The following is an 18,700-nucleotide window of genomic DNA, read 5'->3' as shown; positions in this document are numbered from 1 at the left end:
ATTCGATCCGGGAGAGCCTGAAATGTCCGTCCGCGCCGCGCTCGTCGCGCTTGCCTGCATGACCACGCCGCTTCTGGCCCAGGACCGGATGGGCACTGCGCCGGGCTCGAACCCGCTGTTCCGCAACGTCTTCACCGCCGACCCCGCGCCGCTCGTCGTCGGCGACACCCTTTACCTCTACACCGGCCACGACGTCGCCCAGCGCGACGAGATGTTCAACATGCAGGAATGGCTGGTCTGGTCGACCAAGGACATGAAGACGTGGACGGCGCATCCGCCGATCATGAACGTCAAGGACTTCAAATGGGCCAAGAAGGACGCCTGGGCGGCACAGACGATCGAGAAGCACGGCAAGTTCTGGTTCTATGCCGCGGTCGAGCATGACGACACGCATCCGGGCAAGGCGATCGCCGTCGCCGTCGCCGACTCGCCGACCGGCCCGTTCAAGGACGCCAAGGGATCGGCGCTCGTCACCAACCAGATGACGCCCAAGGGCACGCACAGCTGGGAGGACATCGACCCCACCGTCTTCACCGACGACGACGGCGCGACGTACATCGCCTGGGGCAACCGGCAGGCCTATATCGCCAAGCTGAAGGAAAACATGATCGAGATCGACGGCGAGATCACCGAGATCACGCCCCCGCATTTCGAGGAAGGCCCCTGGCTGCACAAGCGCGGCAACCTCTATTACCTCACCTATGCCTCGCTCGACCGGTCAAAGCATCGCGACGAGCGCGTCTCCTATGCCACCGCGCCGTCGATCAAGGGGCCGTGGATCTATCGCGGCGAGCTGACTGATTCGGGCAAGTACAGCTTCACGATCCATCCGGGCATCGCCGCGTTCAAGGGCAACTGGTACATCTTCCTCCACAATGCGGCGCTGGCGATCGGCGATCTGAACGGCGCGATCGGCCGGCGGGCGGTGACGGCGGAGTATCTGCGCTACAATCCCGACGGGACGCTGAAGAAGGTGCCGCACACCGTCGAGGGCGTGACCGCCCCCGCGCCGGCCGACGCGAAGGTTCGTTGAGGCCGCTGCCGAAACGCACTGGCGCGCGGACGATGTTAGCGCTATCCCGAGCCACGATGCGGCAGCGACCGCAAGTCAGGAGAGGATGAATGATGCGAGCCACCCTTAGCCTTGCCGCCAGCGCCCTGGCGCTGTCGCTCGCCGCCTGCTCGGGCGGGGAGACGCAGGCGGGCAACGACACCGCCGCCGCGGAAAACGCAAGCGCGGGCGAAGTGCCGTTGACCAACGCCAGCGCCGATGCGGTCGGCCCTGACGGGCGCAAATATCTGTCGCAGCCGCTGACGACCGAAATCTACACTGCCGATCCGTCTGCCCATGTCTGGGGCGACGGCAAGCTCTACGTCTATGGCAGCCACGACATCGACGGCGACGCGCAGGAAGACGATCTGGGCGGCCATTTCGAGATGCGCGACTATCGCATCCTCGAACTCGCCGAGCCGGGCGGCAAGACGATCGTCCATCCCGTCGCGCTCGACGTGAAGGACGTGCCCTGGGCCGACAAGCAGATGTGGGCCCCCGATGCCGCGTTCAAGAACGGCACCTATTACCTCTATTTCCCTGCCAAGGATAAGCAGGGCGCGTTCCGCATCGGCGTGGCCACCTCGCAATCGCCGGTCGGCCCGTTCAAGGCCGCGCCGCAGCCGATAAAGGGCAGCTTCTCGATCGATCCCAGCGTCTTCGCCGACGGCGGCGAGCACTATATCATTTTCGGCGGCATCTGGGGCGGCCAGCTTCAGCGCAACACGACCGGTACCTACGATCCCAACGGGTCGAAGACCGACCTTGAAAAGCCCAACGAGCCCGCGCTCAGCCCCAAGATCGCCAAGCTGTCTGGCGACATGATGGAATTCGCCGAGAAGCCGCGCGACATCCAGATCCTCGACGAGGCAGGCAAGCCGCTGCTCGGCGGCGACACCAACCGCCGCTTCTTCGAGGCGGCGTGGATGCACAAGCGCGGCGACACCTATTACCTCAGCTACTCGACCGGCGACACGCACTATCTCGTCTATGCGACGGGCAAGTCGCCCTACGGCCCCTTCACCTATCGCGGCCGCATCCTCGAACCCGTCAACGGCTGGACCAGCCACCATTCGATCGTCGACTGGAAGGGCAAGTCGTGGCTCTTCTACCATGACGTCCAGCTTTCGGGGCAGACGCGCCTGCGCAACGTCAAGATGACCGAACTGAAGTACAATCCCGACGGGTCGATCCAGACCATCGATCCGTTCGTGAAGTAAGGACGCGCATGTTCCTCGGCATCGATATCGGCACCTCGGGAGTCAAGGCCGTCGCGCTCGACGAGCGCGGCGGCGTCGTGGCGACGGGCGTCGCGGCGCTGACCGTCCAGCGGCCGCATCCCCTGTGGTCCGAACAGCATCCCGATGCCTGGTGGGACGCGACGCAGGCGGCCGTGCGCGCGATCGACCCGGCGGTGCGCCGCGCCGTCCGCGGCATCGGCATCGCCGGCCAGATGCACGGCGCGGCGCTCCTGGGCGAGGGCGACCGCCCGCTCCGCCCCGCGATCCTCTGGAACGACGGCCGCAGCGAAGCCGAGTGCAAGGCGCTGGAGGCGGCGGTGCCCGACCTTCACGCCGTCGCCGGCAACCTCGCCATGCCGGGCTTCACCGCGCCCAAGCTCCTGTGGGTCCGCGATCACGAGCCCGACATCTTCGCCGCCGTCCGCACCGTGCTCCTCCCCAAGGACGAAGTGCGGCTGCGCATGACCGGCGAGAAGGTTTCGGACATGTCCGATTCGGCCGGCACGCTCTGGCTCGACGTCGCGGCGCGCGACTGGTCCGACGCGATCCTCGCCGCCACCGGCCTGACACGCGAGCACATGCCGCGGCTCGTCGAAGGGTCGGCGGTCTCCGGCACGCTCCGCGCCGAGGTCGCCGAAGCCTGGGGCATGGAGCGCGTCCCCGTGGCCGGCGGCGGCGGCGACAATGCCGCGGGCGCCGCGGGCGTTGGCGTGGTCGAGGATGGCGACGCCCTCCTCTCGCTTGGCACTTCGGGCGTCATCTTCGTCGCGACGAAGGACTTCCGCCCCAACCCGGCGCGCGCGGTGCACGCCTTCTGCCACTGCCTGCCCGACATGTGGCACCAGATGGCAGTCCACCTGTCGGCCGCCGCCTGTATCGATTGGGTCGCGCGCCTCACCGGTACGTCCGGCGCGGCCGAGCTGTTCGCCCGCGCCGAGAGCGTCGGCCCCGCCTGCGGTCCCGAGATCTTCCTCCCTTATCTGTCGGGCGAGCGGACGCCGCACAATGATGCGGAGGTCCGCGGCGGTTTCCTCGCCCTCGACCACGACACCACGCCCGAGCGGCTGGCACAGGCCGTGCTGGAGGGCGTCGCCTTCGCGCTCGCCGACGGGGTCGAGGTGCTGCGCGAGGCGGGTACCGACCTCACCCGCCTTTCGGTGATCGGTGGCGGTGCACGCTCGCGCTACTGGGGCCAGACGCTCGCCGCCGCGCTCAACGTCGAGCTGGTCTATGCGGCGGGCGGCGAGGTCGGGCCGGCGCTCGGCGCCGCACGGCTCGCGCAGCTCGCCGTCGACGGCGGCAATCCGGCGCAAGTCTGCACCAAGCTGCCGACCAGCCACACCATTGCGCCCGATCCCGAGCTGGTCGAACGGCTCGCCCCCAAGCTCGCGGCCTTCCGCGCCGCCTATCCCCGCATCACGCCCAGGAGCTGACGAATGGCCACCGATTTCTTCGCCGACATTCCCCAGATCAAATATGAAGGGCCGGACAGCGACAACGAGCTCGCCTTCCGTTTCTACGACAAGAACCGCGTCGTGCTCGGCAAGACGATGGAGGAGCACCTCCGCTTCGCCATCTGCTTCTGGCACACCTTCTGCTGGCCGGGCAGCGACGTGTTCGGCGGCGGCACCTTCAATCGCCCCTGGCACGCGGGCGCCAATGACAGCGCGGCGGCGGCGACCAAGCGGGAGGTCGCGTTCGACTTCTTCACGAAGATGGACGTGCCGTATTACTGCTTCCACGACGTCGACGTGATGGCCGATGCGCAGGACGTGACCTCGCACCGCCGCAATCTCGCCGAAGCGGTCGATCATCTCGAGCAGCTTCAGGCGTCGAGCGGGCGCAAGCTCCTGTGGGGCACCGCCAACCTGTTCAGCCACCCGCGCTTCGCCGCTGGCGCCGCGACCAGCCCCGATCCCGAAGTCTATGCCTTCGCCGCGATGCAGGTGCGCGACGTGCTGGAAGCGACGCACCGCCTGGGCGGCGAGAACTACGTCCTGTGGGGCGGCCGCGAGGGCTATGAGACGCTGCTCAACACCGACCTCAAGCGCGAGATGGACAATTTCGGCCGCTTCCTCAGCCTCGTCGTCGAGCACAAGCACAAGATCGGCTTCAAGGGCACGATCCTGATCGAGCCGAAGCCGCACGAGCCGACCAAGCACCAGTACGACTTCGACACCGCCACCGTGTACGGCTTCCTCAAGCGCTTCGGGCTGGAGAACGAGGTCGCGGTCAATATCGAAGCGAACCACGCCACGCTGTCGGGCCACACCTTTGAGCATGAGCTGGCGATGGCGTCGGCACTCGGCATCTTCGGGTCGATCGACGCCAATCGCGGCGATCACCAGAATGGCTGGGACACCGACCAGTTTCCGAACTCGGTCGAGGAACTGACGCTGGCGATGCTCGAGGTGATCCGCGCGGGCGGCTTCACGACGGGCGGCTTCAACTTCGATGCCAAGGTACGGCGCCAGTCGATCGATCCGGTCGACCTGTTCTACGGTCACATCGGCGGCATCGACACCGTGGCGAAGGGGCTGCTGAACGCCGCGGCCATCATCGAGGACGGCCGCGTCGACGGCATCCGCGCGCAGCGTTACGCCGGCTGGACCGATGGCCTGGGCGGCGAGATCGCGAACCTCGACCTGGCTGGCATCGCCGACCTGGCGGTGGAGCGCGACCTCAAGCCCAGCCACAAGTCGGGCCAGCAGGAGCGGCTCGAGAACCTCGTCAACCGCTTCGTCTGAGACCCATGGGGGCCGCGGCATGCATCGCGGCCCCTTTTCCTTTGAGAGGATCGCCGATGCGCGCCCTGTTGCTCACCGCGCTCGCCGCCGCCGCACCCGCCGCTGCGCAGGAAGCGCGCTTCGCCGACTTCCGCTACGAAGGCCGGTCGATCGAACGCGAGGTGCCGAAGACCGGCGAGTATCGCAACCCGATCCTCTCAGGCTATTATCCCGATCCGTCAATCACGCGGGTGGGCGAGGATTACTACCTCGTCCTCTCCTCCTTCACCCACTATCCGGGCCTGCCGATCTTCAAGTCGCGCGACCTCGTCAACTGGACGCAGATCGGCAATGCGATCGACCGGCCGGGACAGCTCGACACCTCGGGCCTCGCAGTGTCGCGCGGCGTATTCGCGCCCGACATCTCGTTTCACGACGGCACCTTCTACATCGTCAACACCTGCGTCGACTGTAAGGGCAATTTCGTCATCACCGCGAAGGACCCGGCGGGACCGTGGTCGGATCCCATCTGGCTGCCGTTCGAAGGGATCGACCCCTCGATCTATTGGGAGGGCGATCGGGCGTGGATCGTCAACAACCGCGCGCCCAATGAGCCGCCGCGCTACGACGGGCACCGCGCGATCTGGATCCAGGAGTTCGACTGGCGCGCGGGCAAAATGGTCGGCCCCTCGACCCAGCTCGTCAACGGCGGCGTCGACCTGTCTAAGAAGCCGGTGTGGATCGAGGGCCCGCACATCTTCAAGAAGGACGGCTGGTATTACATGACCGCTGCGGAGGGCGGGACCAGCGTCAACCATTCGCAGGTCGTCCTCCGCTCAAGGTCGCTGACCGGCCCGTTCGTGCCATGGGAACGCAACCCGATCCTGACGCAGCGCGACCTCAACCCCGCGCGGCCGAACCCCATCACCTCGGCAGGCCACGCAAAGCTTGTCCAGACCGCCAGCGGCGACTGGTGGGCGACCTTCCTCGCAACACGGCCCTATGAGGGCGACTTCTACAATATCGGGCGCGAGACGTTCCTGCTGCCGGTCACGTGGAAGGACGGCTGGCCCGTCATCCTCGATCCCGGCAAGCCGATCCCGCACGTCGCGGCCAAGCCCCGCCTGCCCGCCGGTCCGGCGCCCAAACTGCCGACCAGCGGCGACTTCGCCTATGTCGACGATTTCGCCGGGCCGAAGCTCGGGATGCAGTGGATCGGCGTGCGCACGCCCAAGTCGAACTTCTGGCGGCTCGACAAGGGCGACCTCGTCCTCAAGGGCGGTGCCGCGCTCGGCGACCAAAAGGGGGTCCCCGCCTTCCTCGGCCGCCGTCAACAGCATCACATCGCCGCTGCGACCACGACCGTCAGCTTCGTGCCCGCAAAGGACGGTGATCGCGCTGGGCTTGCCGCGATGCAGAGCGACCAGTCGAACCTGTTCTTCGGGCTGACTCGCCTCGCCGGCAAGCCGGTGATCGCGCTCTACACTCGCGACAAGGGCGAGGAGGTGCTGGTCGCCTCGGCGCCTGTCGATCCGCGCACGCCTGTCACGTTGACGATCCGCGCGAACGGCGGCGCGATGGCGTTCGATTATGCCGCAGGCGGGACAAAGCGGACGCTGAAGGACGACCTGGACGCGCGCTTCCTCAGCACCAATCGCGCCGGCGGATTTGTCGGCACGGTCGTCGGCCCATTTGCGTACACGGGCTGATTGCGGGAAGCGCTTGTCCGTTCTATTGTCGGACTTATAAGGCAAAGCCATGCCATGTGGCACGCGGGAGGGAACCGAGTATGATGATCCGCCTGGGAGCAGCGCTCCTTCTTGCCACCGCCGCGATGCCCGCGATCGCTGCCGATGCCGAGCGCAAGCCCTTTGGGAAGCTCGCCGACGGCAGCGCGGTCGAGATCGTGTCGCTCAAGAACAAGCGCGGGGTCGAGGCGCGGATCATCACCTATGGCGCGACGCTGCAGGCGCTGATCGGTCCCGACCGTGCGGGCAAGCGCGCCGACGTGACGCTCGGCTACGACACGGCCGAGGAATATGAGAAGGTCCCCAATTATTTCGGCGTGACCGTCGGCCGCTACGCCAACCGCATCAAGGGCGGCAAGTTCAGCCTCGACGGCCGCGAGTACCAGCTGACGCTCAACGACAAGACAAATTCGCTCCACGGCGGCACACAGGGGTTCGACAAGCGCAACTGGCGCATCGTCTCGGTCGCGAGCGGGCCGACCGCGAAGCTTGTCCTCGCGCTCACCAGCCCCGATGGCGACCAGGGCTATCCAGGCAAGGCCGACGTGACCGTCACCTATACGCTTGACGAGGCGAGCAACCTGACGATCGCCTACGACCTCAAGACCGACAAGCCGACCATCGCCAACATGACCAACCACGCGCTGTTCAATCTGGCGGGTGAGGGCGCACCGGCGGGCACGTCGAACCATGTGCTGACGATCCCGGCCAAGGCCTACACCCCGGTCGACGCGACGCTGATCCCGACAGGCGAGCGGCGCGCGGTTGCGGGCAGCGTGTTCGACTTCACCCGCCCCCGCCTGATCGCAGAGGGGCTGCGCGACCGCCGCGACGAGCAGATCCGCCTCGGCACCGGCTATGATCACAACTTCGCGCTCGACAAGGGGCAGACGCCGACGCCGCAGCTCGCCGCGCGGCTGGAGGACCCGAAATCGGGTCGCGTGCTGGAAGTGCTGACGACAGAGCCGGGCGTCCAGTTCTATACCGGCAACTTCCTCGACGGGTCGGTTTCGGGCAAGTCGGGCCATGCCTATCGCCAGGGCGACGGCATCGCGCTCGAGCCGCAGAAGTTTCCCGACGCACCGAACAAGCCCGATTTCGCCTCGCCGCGCGTCGATCCGGGCAAGCCCTATCGCCACGTGATGATCTATCGCCTGACCACCCGAAAGTGACCGCAGCGCCATGACCGATCCCAACAAGCCCAAGCTGCGCTCGCGCGCCTGGTTCGACAATCCCGAGAATGTCGACATGACCGCGCTCTATCTGGAGCGCTACCTCAACTACGGGCTGAGCCTGGAGGAATTGCGGTCGGGCAAGCCGATCATCGGCATCGCGCAGACGGGCAGCGACCTGTCGCCCTGTAACCGCCACCACCTGGTGCTGGCGGAGCGGGTGCGCGCCGGGATCATCGAAATGGGCGGCATCCCGCTCGAGTTCCCCGTCCACCCAATCCAGGAAACGGGCAAGCGGCCCACGCCCGGCCTCGACCGCAACCTCGCCTATCTCGGCATGGTCGAGGCGATCTACGGCTATCCGATGGACGGCGTCGTCCTGACGATCGGCTGCGACAAGACGACGCCCGCCGCGCTGATGGCGGCGGCGACGGTCAACATCCCGGCAATCGCCCTGTCGGTCGGCCCGATGCTCAACGGCTGGTTCAAGGGCGAGCGCACGGGTTCGGGCACGATCGTCTGGAAAGCCCGCCAGCTCCTCGCCGCGGGCGAGATCGACGACGAGCAGTTCATCAAGCTCGTCGCATCGTCGGCCCCCTCGACCGGCTATTGCAACACCATGGGCACGGCGACGACGATGAATTCGCTGACCGAGGCGCTGGGCATGTCGCTGCCCGGCTCGGCGGCGATCCCCGCGCCCTATCGCGACCGTCAGGAATGCGCCTGGCGCACCGGCCGCCGCATCGTCGAGATGGTGCATGAGGACCTCAAGCCCTCCGACATCCTGACCAAGGAAGCCTTCATCAACGCGATCCGCGTCAACACCGCGATCGGCGGCTCGACCAACGCGCCGATCCACTTGGCCGCGATCGCGCGCCATATCGGCGTCGACCTGCCGATCGAGGACTGGCAGTCCTACGGCCTCGACCTGCCGCTCCTCGTCAACCTCCAGCCCGCTGGCGAGTATCTCGGTGAGGACTATTACCATGCCGGCGGCGTGCCCGCGGTGGTCGCCCAGCTGATGGTTCAGGGCCTGATCCATGAGGACGCATTGACCGCCAACGGCAAGTCGATCGGCGACAATTGCCGTGACGCCGTGATCGAGGACGAGAAGGTCATCCGCCGCTTCGACGCGCCGATGCTCGAAAAGGCGGGCTTCGCGGTGTTGCGCGGCAACCTGTTCGACGCTGCGGTGATGAAGCTCAGCGTCATCTCCGACGAGTTCCGCCAGCGCTACCTGTCCAACCCCAATGATCCCGATGCGTTCGAGGGGCCGGTGGTGGTGTTCGACGGCCCCGAGCAGTACCATCACATGATCGACGACCCCGCGCTCGGCATCACGCCCGAGACGCTGCTGATCATGCGCGGCGCCGGCCCGATCGGCTATCCGGGCGCCGCGGAGGTCGTGAACATGCGCCCGCCCGCCTATCTGATCGCCGACGGCATCCACAGCCTGCCTTGCATCGGGGACGGACGTCAGTCGGGGACGAGCGGCAGCCCGTCGATCCTCAACGCCAGCCCCGAGGCGGCGGCGATGGGCGGCCTTGCGCTCCTTCGCACCGGCGACCGGGTGCGCATCGACCTTCGCAAGTTTACCGCCGACATCCTCATCTCCGACGAGGAACTGGCAGAGCGCCGCCGCACGCTCGAGGCCGAGGGCGGCTATAAGTATCCGGCGTCGCAGACGCCGTGGCAGGCGATCCAGCGCGAGCGCGTCGGCCAGCTATCCACCGGCGCGATCCTTGAAGGCGCGGAACAGTTCCAGCGGATCGCCCAGACCATGGGACTGCCGCGCGACAGTCATTGATCTTCGCCGCGGTGCGCGTCCCGGCGGGGGTTGGGACGCGCGCCGCGCCGGTTCGCGATGAGCGGATCGCCACAGGAGAGTGCTGATGACCAAGGCGATGTTGCGTGCGGGCCTCGCCGCCTGCGCGATGTTGTGTGCGTGGCCGCTGACGGCGCAGGAGGCGGCGGTCCCCGTTACGGTGCAGGCCGAACGCCCCGGCGCGAGGATCGAGCGCGACATCTTCGGCCAGTTCGCCGAGCATCTGGGCACTGGCATCTATGGCGGGGTCTGGGTCGGCCGCGATTCGAAGATCCCCAACGTCCGCGGCATCCGCAGCGACGTGGTCGCGGCATTGAAGGCGATCCGCGTCCCCAATATCCGCTGGCCGGGCGGCTGCTATGCCGACGAATATCACTGGCGCGACGGCATCGGCCCGCAGGCGAAGCGCACGCGCAAGGTCAACGCCGCCTGGGGCAACGCGCCCGAACCCAACGCCTTCGGCACGCACGAGTTCATGGACTTTGCCGAGCAGGTGGGGGCCGAGGCCTATGTCTCTGTCAATATCGGTTCGGGCACCGTCAAGGAGGCGGTCGACTGGGTCGAGTACATGACCGGCGACGCGGCGACGACGTCCGCAGGGGCCGAGCGCGCCGCGAATGGCCGCCGCGCACCTTGGAAGGTCAAGTTCCTCGGGATCGGCAACGAAAGCTGGTCGTGCGGCGGCGCGATGACGCCCGACTTCTACACCGACCAGATGAAGCTCTACGCCCGCTTCATCCGCAACTATCATCCCGACCAGCGCGAGAAGATGCCCGGCGCGATGCGCCGCATCGCCGTCGGCCCCGGTACCGGCGACACCGCCTATACCGAAGCGGTGATGAAGGCGTGGAAGACCCACGACTGGGCCTGGAACATCGAGGGGCTGTCGCTGCACAACTATACGACGGGCGGCTGGCCGGTCAGCTATTCCTCGACCGATTTCGGTGAAAAGGAATATGCCACCTTGGTCAAGGAGACGCTCGGCATGGACGGGCTGATCGCCAAGCACTCGGAAGTGATGGACAAGTACGACCCCAAAAAGGAGGTCGCGCTCGTCGTCGATGAATGGGGGTTCTGGGCCGCGCCGCTGCCGGGGACCAATCCCGGCTTCCTCCAGCAGCAGAACAGCGTGCGCGACGCGGTCATCGCCGCCTTGAACTTCAACATCTTCGCCCGCCACGCCGACCGCGTGCGCGTCGCCAACATCGCGCAGATGGTCAACGTGCTCCAGTCGATGATCCTCACCGACGGGCCAAAGATGGTGCTGACGCCCACCTATTACGTCCACAAGCTTTACCTGCCGTTTCAGGACGCGACCTTCGTGCCCGTCGACGTGGGCGCGGGCGTCTATCGCTACGGCGACCTCGCCATGCCGCGCGTCGATGCGGTGGCGGCGAAAGCCACGGACGGGAAGCTCTATCTGTCGCTCGTCAATCTCGACCCCACGCGCACGGCGACCATCGAGGCGAAGGTCGCGGGCAGCGCCGCCACGCGCGCGTCGGGCGAGGTGCTGACGGGACCAGCGATCAACAGCGTCAACAGCTTCGCCGCGCCAGATGTGGTGAAGCCCAAACCGATCGCGGCAAGCGTCGCCGGCGGGGTGGTCTCGGTGACGCTGCCCCCGGCGTCGGTGACGATGCTGGCGCTCGAATAAGCCGGTGCTTTCGCGCAGGCGGGAGCCTTGGGTCCGGGGCGCATCGCTCGTGGCTCCGGGCTCCCGCCTTCGCGCGAGCATGGCTGCGTGATCGAATGTCATCCCAGCGAAGACAGGGATCGCCTTACACGGGCGCCAGCGACCCCCGCCCTTCGCTGAGATGACGATACTTGGCCTTAGAGGACTCTCACCCCCGTCACCCCCTCGCCGTCCGCGGCCCGCGCCAGCGGGTTGGCGAGTGGAAGGGTGAACGGCGCCGCCTCGATCTCGAACACGTCGCCTTCCTCGGTCGCGAAGCCATCGCTGAACGACAGCGTCGCGGTGCCGAAGAAGTGTACGTGGATATCGCCCGGCCGGCGGAAGAGGTCGTATTTGAAGTGGTGGTGCTCCAGATTGGCGAGCGTGTGCGACATGTTCGCCTCGCCCGAAAGAAACGGCTTTTCCCACACCGTCTGGCCGCCGCGGCGGATGCGGCTGGTGCCGCGTATGTCTGCGGGGGGCGTGCCGATCAGGATCTCCGGCCCCAGTGCCGCCTGGCGCAGCTTCGAATGCGCAAGCCACAGGTAATTATGCCGCTCGGTCACATGGTCGCTGAACTCGTTGGCGAGCGCGATGCCGATCCGGTGCGGCGTCCCGTCCGGCCCGATGAGGTAGATGCCGGCAAGCTCGGGCTCCTCGCCCCCATCCTTGGCAAAGCCCGGCATCGACAACGGCGCGCCCGGTGCGACGAGCTGCGAGCCGTCGCCCTTGTAGAACCATTCGGGCTGCTGCCCGACCGCGCCGGCCGCGGGCTTGCCGCCCTCGACGCCTTCGAGGAACATGCGCATCGAATCGGTCTGATGCGCTGCCTCGGCGGCGGCGCGGTGCATCTTGTCGCGCCCCTCGGCCGAGCCGAGATGGGTCAGGCCGGTGCCCGACAGGATCAGGTGCGCCGGGTCGTCATGGTCGATCGGCGCGAGCAGCCGTCCCTCCGCCGCGGTCGCGGCGAGATCGACGGCGGCACCGCGCCCTGCGGTTTCAACAGCTTGGGCGAGCGTCTGCCCCGCCTCGATCGCCCGTACCGCAAGCTCGCGCACGCTCGTCACGCCCGCCACGACGAAGGCACCGCCCTCGTCTGCTGCCACCACCTGACGCTCTTCGCCCAAACGGACCTGCAACAACCGCATCTCAGCCTCTCGCTTTATTTACTCTGACTTATTACTCGATTGCAGGAATGGCAACGCGGGATTTGCCCGTCGCCGCGCACGCGATTACCGTCGGGGACGAAACGAGGGGACCTGAAGGGTGGAAGAACAGGCCAGAAAGCCGCGCGGAACGGGGCGGCGGCTGCGCGGTGCGGTCGCCAACTATCTCGGCACCGCGATCGTATCGGGCGAGATCGCGCCGGGCGAGCGCCTGTCGGGCGAAGTCGCCAATGCCGAGGCGCTCGACGTGTCGCGCAGCGCCTATCGCGAGGCGGTGCAGGTGCTGACGGCCAAGGGCCTGGTCGAGAGCCGGCCCAAGGCGGGCACCCGCGTCCTGCCAAGACACCGCTGGAACCTGCTCGATCCAGAGGTGCTCGCCTGGGCCTTTGCCAAGGAACCCGACCTCGAGATCGTCCGCAACCTGTTCGAGCTGCGCGCGATCGTCGAGCCCGCCGCCGCACGCCTTGCCGCCGAGCGGCGCGACAAGGCCGATGTGAAGGCGATGCGCGACGCGCTGGCGGCGATGCGCCGCTTTACCCTCGCCACCGACCCCGGCCGCGTCGCCGACCGCGAGTTCCACGACGCGATCCTGCGCGCGACCCGCAACGATGCCTTGGTGGCCCTGAGCGCCGGCATCGGCGCCGCGGTCAACTGGACCACCCACTACAAGCAACGCGCCCGCGCCCTGCCCCGCGATCCCGTCCCCGACCATATCCGCGTCGCCGACGCGATCGCCGCGGGTGATGCCGAGGCGGCGGACAAGGCGATGCGGGTACTGGTGGAGATGGCGTTTGACGACACGCGAGCGGCGATGGTGCGGTAGGGCGGCGAAGACGCGATGTCTGCTTACGCCCAGATGCGGACATTCCGCTTCGCCCAGAAGCGGACATTCTAAGCAATTTTCCCACTGCTATAACCAGCCGCCCGCACCTGGAGCAAAACGTGCCTGCCGATCCTTGGTTAAGCGCATATGGTGAACCCTATGACCCTCGTCCCGCGATCGAGGCATGGCGCGCCGGGCGGGTTGTCGACGGCCCCCAAGAGCTATGGGACAAGCTCTATCACCAAGGAGCCGTAAACTCGGCATCATATGCGGCGGTCGGCGAAATTGTCAGGATGATGCAGGCGCAATCGGAGCCTGATTGGAACTGCTATGCTTTGATTGCTTCGATTGAAGAAGGCCGCCTAGCCGATGGCAGCCCGCCGGTGCCCTTAGAACTTCGGCAGGACTACGAAAATGCGTGGTCCGTCATACTCCCGATGGCACTACGAGACCTCGGCCAAGCCGAAGACGACCTAATCGTTAGGGGCGCTCTGGCCGTCATCGCTCATGTCAAAGGGCAACACACGCTCGCAGCGATTGCGCTTTGCACAGAGGACGAGCGGGTGGAAATGCTTGCCGGATAGCGTCAGGTTCTCCGCCTTCATCTTGAATGCGGAACGTCCGCTTTCCTTGCCCAAAGCCGACCTTCCACAGCGCCAGGTCTTGCCGTCACTCCCCTCCGATCGCCGCCTTCGCCCGCTCGGCCAGCCGCGCGACCGCCGCTGCGTGGATCGCCGGGGCCGTCACCAGCACCCCGAACGCCTCGCCGCGCGGCGTGTTGAACGAGAGCGGCTGCCCCAGCGCATCGCTGACCGCCGCGCCGCCTTCGCGCGCGATCAGCACGGCGGCGGCGATGTCCCATTCGTGGCCCCAGCGTAGCGTCGCGAGCAGGTCAGCCTCGCCGGCCGCGACCATCGCCATTCGCAGCGCGATCGAGTTGGGCTTGGCCACCGTTACGAAATCTCGATCGGTCTTGGCGAGCGCATCGGCGGGGACGCGCGCGCCGGAAAGGTCGGTGCGCCCGCTCGCGCGCACGCGCTCGGTGCCGCGATAGGCGCCCTCGCCAGAAACCGCGCGCCAGTGCTCGCCGCGGGCGGGGGCGTCGAGCACGGCGATCACCGGCTGACCATCCTCGACCAGCGCGATCGACACTGCCCAGCCGGGCCGCCCGCGCAGGTAATCGCGCGTGCCGTCGATCGGATCGACCACCCAGACGCGCCGCCCGCCCAGCCGGTCGGCGCTGTCCACCGTCTCCTCCGACAGCCAGCCCGCCTCGGGCAGCAGCGCCGACAGCCGGTCGCGCAATAGCCGGTCAACGGCGATATCGACCTCGCACACCGGCTGACCCGGCGACTTCTCCCAGCGCTTCACCTCGCCGCCGAAGCGCGAGAGCGCCAGCGCCCCCGCCTCCGCCGCGATCGCGCTCACCCGGTCGGCAAGGGCCTCAGCCACCGGCGACGGTCATTCCGTCGATGCGGATCGTCGGCGCATTGGTGCCGTAACGGAACTCGAGATCGCTGGCGGGCACCAGCGCGCGGTACATGTCGATCAGGTTGCCGGCGATGGTGATCCCCGCCACCGGGCGGACCCGCTCGCCGTTCTCGATCAGAAAGCCCGCCGCGCCGCGGCTATAGTCGCCGGTCACCGCATTGACGCCCTGCCCGATGAGTTCGGTGACGTAGATGCCGCGCTCGACCTCGCCCAGCATCGTCTCGAACGGAATCGTGCCCGCGGCCATGTGGACGTTGGACGTTGCCGTACCGCCGCCGCGCGCGGCATGGCCGGTGGGCTCCATGTGGAGCTGGCGCGCCGCCGCGCTGTCGAGCAGCCAGGTCTGGAGCACGCCGTGCTCGACGAGCTTGACGGCCGACACCGGCAACCCTTCGCCGTCAAAAGGCCGCGACCGCAGCCCGCGCGGGCGATGCGGATCGTCGGTGATCGTCACTCCTTCCGCGAACACCGCCGCGCCCAGCCGGTCCTTGAGAAAGCTCGTCCCCCGCGCGACGGCCGCCCCGGCGATGGCGGCGGTGAAATGGCCGATCAGGCTGGCGCTCACCCGGCGGTCGAAGACGATCGGCATCGTCCCGCTTTCGACCTGCACGGGGTCGAGCCGCTCAACCGCGCGCTCGCCCGCGCGGCGGCCGATCGCCTCGGCGCTTTCGAGCTGGGCGAGGTAGCGCGCCGAGTGGCTGGCGTCGCCACCCTGCATCCGCTCGCCCGTGCCGGCGATCACGCTCGCCGACAGGCTGTAGCTGGTGGTGCGATAGCCGCCCGCGAAGCCGTGGCTGGTCGCGAGCGCCGACACCGCCGCGCGCGCCGACGCACCCGCCCCGTCGCTGTTGGTTATCCCTTCGACGCCGCGCGCGGCCTCCTCGCACGCCATGGCGAGATCGCGCAGTCGATCGGGCTCGACCGCGGCATCGTCGTGGAGGTCGAGTTCGGGCGGCGATCCGCGCATCAGCCGGCCTTCCGGCGCGAGGCCGGCATAGGGGTCCTCGGGCGCCGCCCTCGCCATCGCGACCACGCGCTCGGCGAGCCGGTCGAGGTCGGCGGGGGCGAAGCGCGAGCTCGTGACGCTCGCCACCCGGCGTCCGACGAACGCGCGCAGGCTGAGCGACTCGCCCTCCGACCGGTCGATCTCCTCGACCTCGCCCAGCCGGACGCCGACGCCGGTCGACTGGTCGGCGCTGACGCTCGCATCGACGGCATCGGCACCGGCGGCGCGCGCACGGGCGACGGCAGCGTCGGCAATCGCAACAGCTTCGGAAACGCTCAGCATGGGGGGCAGTTAGGGTGCCCGCCCGCCCCCGTCAAAGGGCAGCGGCCGTGCCGACCACCGCACAGGCAAGGAACATGAGCAACCCCGCCGTCCGGTTCGACCGGAACCGCGCGAGCGCCCCCGCCCCGTCCGCGGGCTTCAGCGTCGTCACCTGCCAGCCGAAATGGACCGCGACGGGCACCAGCGCAAGGAGCGCCAACGGGTCGGCGAACGTTCGCCAGAACGCGGCCATCCACAGCGCCACCGCCGCCGCGTAGAAGCCTGCAATCCCCGCCCGCACATGCCGCCCCATCGCACGCGCGGACGACTTCACGCCGACCAGCGCATCATCCTCGATATCCTGGAGCGCATAGATGGTGTCGTAGCCGATCACCCACGCGATCGACCCGATGTAGAGGAGCACGAAGGTCGAGGAGGCACCGCCCGTCACCTCGACCCAGCCGACCGGCGCCGCCCAGGAAAAGACGATCCCCAGCCACGCCTGCGGCCACCAGGTGATTCGCTTCATGAAGGGATAGGCGGCGACGAGCGCGAGGCTGGCAAGCGCAACGATCTGCGCCTCGACCCGCAGTTGCAGCAGCACGACGAAGCCGACGAGCGAGAGGGCGACGAGCCAGACCCACGCCGCCTTCAGCCCGACCGAGCCGCTCGGCAACGGGCGGCTCCGCGTCCGCTCCACAGCGGCGTCGAGGTCGCGATCGGCGATGTCGTTATAGACGCACCCCGCGCCGCGCATCGCGATGCTGCCAAGGAGGAACCAGAGGAGCAGATCCCAACGCGCGGGCAGCCCTCCGGCCAGCGCGACCGCCCAGGCGCCCGGCCAGAACAGGAGCCACCAGCCGATCGGCCGGTCGAACCGCGCGAGCAGCGCGAAGCCGCGCAGCTTCTCGGGCAATCGGGCGACGAGGCCCCGATGCTCGCTGTCGGGGACGATCGGCTGGGCGGTCATGGCGCTTCCCATGCCATTCGCCGAGCGGCTGCGAAAGTCCTCAGGGTGCGAGCGGGCGCGGCGCCTCCAGCCGGGTGCCCCGCCCCCCGGCGGTCATCGACGCGCCGACCATGCCGCATTCATAGGCCATCAGCTTCATCTCGGCACAGTTGTTGGGCCGCGCGATCAGCTTCGACCGCTCGCCCGGCACGTCGTCGCGATCGACTGCGCCGGGATCGGGCGTGACGAAGGGCACGCGCCAGCGGTCGGCGTCGCGGCGCGCACAGACGATAATGTCGGCGCCCTCACTCCGGCTGCGGCACTCGATCGTCGCGCGAGTCAGCACCCGCGTTTCGGCGACCAGCCGCGCGGCGTCGATCGATTCGGCCTGCACCATCAACAGCATCGCGAGCATATCGGCGCCTCCCGGTCGATTGGTTGCGATATCATCACGAAACGGCCGCTTCGTCCATTGCCCTGCCGCGCCTGCCCGCCTATCGCCCGCGCGAAGCTCCAGCGACCAAGGGGATGTCGACGTGACGCAATCGCACAGCCAGAATCTCGACCGCGTGCTCGTCCTCGAAATGGTCCGCGTGACCGAAGCCGCCGCGATCGCCGCCTCGACACTGGTCGGCCGCGGCGACGAGAAGGCCGCCGATGCCGCCGCGGTGGAGGCGATGCGCGCCGCTTTGAACGAACTTTACATGGACGGCACCGTCGTCATCGGCGAGGGCGAGCGCGACGAGGCGCCGATGCTCTATATTGGCGAGAAGGTAGGCTCGGCGCCGGGCAAGGGACCGAAGATCGACATCGCGCTCGACCCGCTCGAAGGCACGACCATCACCGCCAAGGCCGGCCCCAACGCGCTCGCGGTGCTGGCGATCGCCGAGGAAGGCTGCCTGCTCAACGCCCCCGACGTCTATATGGACAAGATCGCGGTCGGCCCCGGCTATCCGGCGGGCGTCATCGACCTCGAGAAGTCGCCGACCGAGAATGTCCGCGCAGTTGCGGCGGCCAAGGGCGTCCAGCCGCACGAGATCATCGCCTGTGTCCTCGACCGCCCGCGCCACGAGAAGCTGATCGCCGAGCTGCGCTCGATCGGCTGCGGCGTGATGCTGATCGGCGACGGCGACGTGGCGGGAGTGATCGCGACCAGCAATCCCGACACGACGATCGACATCTATATGGGTTCGGGCGGCGCACCGGAGGGCGTGCTCGCCTGCGCGGCGCTGCGCTGCGTCGGCGGACAGTTCCAGGGGCGCCTCCTCTTCCGCAACGACGACGAGCGGGCACGGGCGCGCCGCTGGGGGATCGAGGACCTCGACAAGGTCTATACCCTCGACGAGCTGGCGTCGGGCGACTGCATCTTCGCCGCGACCGGCGTGACCGACGGCTCGCTGCTGGCGGGCGTCAAGCGCAAGGGCCGGATGATGACTACCGAGAGCGTGGTGATGCGCGCCAGCTCGGGCACGGTGCGCTGGGTCAAGGGCGAGCATCGGATCTGAGGACGAGGAAAGGAAGTCTGGCTCCGTTCCCCTCAGCCGTTTGTGCTGAGTAGTGACCGAGTAG

At 67.9% G+C, this 18,700-nt stretch carries 16 protein-coding genes; 11 read left to right on the top strand and 5 right to left on the bottom strand.

Features of this window, described 5'->3' with window-relative positions; genetic code table 11:
* Positions 1–22 precede the first annotated feature (22 nt).
* The 8 genes from COC42_RS12770 to COC42_RS12735 all read left to right on the top strand — a co-directional run bounded on the left by COC42_RS12770 (position 23) and on the right by COC42_RS12735 (position 11,417).
* Positions 23–1,033, top strand: coding sequence for a glycoside hydrolase family 43 protein (locus COC42_RS12770; RefSeq protein WP_096343689.1), 1,011 nt, complete (start codon positions 23–25; stop codon positions 1,031–1,033).
* Positions 1,034–1,125: 92 nt separating this feature from the next.
* Complete coding sequence (locus COC42_RS12765) at positions 1,126–2,271, top strand: glycoside hydrolase family 43 protein (protein WP_096344191.1); 1,146 nt, start codon at positions 1,126–1,128, stop codon at positions 2,269–2,271.
* An 8-nt stretch (positions 2,272–2,279) separates the two neighbouring features.
* A complete protein-coding gene (gene xylB, locus COC42_RS12760; RefSeq protein WP_096343688.1) occupies positions 2,280–3,725 on the top strand; it encodes a xylulokinase in 1,446 nt (481 codons plus the stop codon).
* 3 nt (positions 3,726–3,728) lie between these two features.
* Positions 3,729–5,039: a xylose isomerase gene (gene xylA, locus COC42_RS12755; protein ID WP_096343687.1), complete on the top strand. Its 1,311-nt coding sequence runs from the start codon at positions 3,729–3,731 to the stop codon at positions 5,037–5,039.
* A gap of 56 nt (positions 5,040–5,095) precedes the next feature.
* Positions 5,096–6,727: a glycoside hydrolase family 43 protein gene (locus COC42_RS12750; RefSeq protein ID WP_096343686.1), complete on the top strand. Its 1,632-nt coding sequence runs from the start codon at positions 5,096–5,098 to the stop codon at positions 6,725–6,727.
* Positions 6,728–6,807: 80 nt separating this feature from the next.
* Positions 6,808–7,938: an aldose epimerase family protein gene (locus COC42_RS12745; RefSeq protein WP_096343685.1), complete on the top strand. Its 1,131-nt coding sequence runs from the start codon at positions 6,808–6,810 to the stop codon at positions 7,936–7,938.
* A 10-nt stretch (positions 7,939–7,948) separates the two neighbouring features.
* Positions 7,949–9,745: an IlvD/Edd family dehydratase gene (locus tag COC42_RS12740; protein ID WP_096343684.1), complete on the top strand. Its 1,797-nt coding sequence runs from the start codon at positions 7,949–7,951 to the stop codon at positions 9,743–9,745.
* A gap of 85 nt (positions 9,746–9,830) precedes the next feature.
* Positions 9,831–11,417, top strand: a complete 1,587-nt coding sequence (locus COC42_RS12735; protein WP_096343683.1) for an alpha-N-arabinofuranosidase — start codon at positions 9,831–9,833, stop codon at positions 11,415–11,417.
* A 176-nt stretch (positions 11,418–11,593) separates the two neighbouring features.
* Here COC42_RS12735 and araD1 read toward each other — a convergent pair whose 3' ends face one another.
* Positions 11,594–12,583: an AraD1 family protein gene (gene araD1 / locus COC42_RS12730; protein WP_096343682.1), complete on the bottom strand. Its 990-nt coding sequence runs from the start codon at positions 12,581–12,583 to the stop codon at positions 11,594–11,596.
* Between the two features lie 118 nt (positions 12,584–12,701).
* Between araD1 and COC42_RS12725 the strand changes: the two genes are divergently transcribed.
* Together COC42_RS12725 and COC42_RS17500 are read left to right on the top strand one after the other, a co-directional pair.
* Positions 12,702–13,424 (top strand): FadR/GntR family transcriptional regulator, encoded by a 723-nt coding sequence (locus COC42_RS12725; RefSeq protein ID WP_096343681.1) that lies wholly within the window; start codon positions 12,702–12,704, stop codon positions 13,422–13,424.
* Positions 13,425–13,543: 119 nt separating this feature from the next.
* Positions 13,544–14,008 (top strand): hypothetical protein, encoded by a 465-nt coding sequence (locus COC42_RS17500; protein WP_141395853.1) that lies wholly within the window; start codon positions 13,544–13,546, stop codon positions 14,006–14,008.
* A gap of 85 nt (positions 14,009–14,093) precedes the next feature.
* On the opposite strand, the gene COC42_RS12715 is transcribed toward COC42_RS17500, so the two are convergent.
* The 4 genes from COC42_RS12715 to COC42_RS12700 are packed head-to-tail and all read right to left on the bottom strand — an operon-like array spanning position 14,094 to position 17,546.
* Complete coding sequence (locus tag COC42_RS12715) at positions 14,094–14,876, bottom strand: 3'(2'),5'-bisphosphate nucleotidase CysQ (RefSeq protein WP_096343679.1); 783 nt, start codon at positions 14,874–14,876, stop codon at positions 14,094–14,096.
* Entirely contained in the window at positions 14,869–16,203 is a 1,335-nt protein-coding gene (locus COC42_RS12710) for a TldD/PmbA family protein (RefSeq protein WP_096343678.1), read from the bottom strand. The genes COC42_RS12715 and COC42_RS12710 overlap by 8 nt, the downstream gene beginning before the upstream one ends.
* Positions 16,204–16,234: 31 nt before the next feature.
* The gene (gene ubiA, locus COC42_RS12705; RefSeq protein ID WP_096343677.1) at positions 16,235–17,152 is read right to left on the bottom strand and encodes a 4-hydroxybenzoate octaprenyltransferase; all 918 of its coding nucleotides are present in this window, start codon (positions 17,150–17,152) and stop codon (positions 16,235–16,237) included.
* A 40-nt stretch (positions 17,153–17,192) separates the two neighbouring features.
* Entirely contained in the window at positions 17,193–17,546 is a 354-nt protein-coding gene (locus tag COC42_RS12700; RefSeq protein WP_096343676.1) for a hypothetical protein, read from the bottom strand.
* A 121-nt stretch (positions 17,547–17,667) separates the two neighbouring features.
* Here COC42_RS12700 and glpX point away from each other — a divergent pair, with 121 nt between their 5' ends.
* A complete protein-coding gene (gene glpX, locus COC42_RS12695; RefSeq protein ID WP_096343675.1) occupies positions 17,668–18,636 on the top strand; it encodes a class II fructose-bisphosphatase in 969 nt (322 codons plus the stop codon).
* The last annotated feature ends 64 nt before the right edge of the window (positions 18,637–18,700 follow it).

This window comes from Sphingomonas spermidinifaciens (assembly GCF_002351485.1).
In the GTDB taxonomy this organism is placed as follows: Bacteria; Pseudomonadota; Alphaproteobacteria; order Sphingomonadales; family Sphingomonadaceae; genus Sphingomonas; species Sphingomonas spermidinifaciens.
The sequence above is the reverse complement of the archived record's forward strand: the minus strand, read 5'-3'. Positions and strand labels throughout refer to the sequence as shown.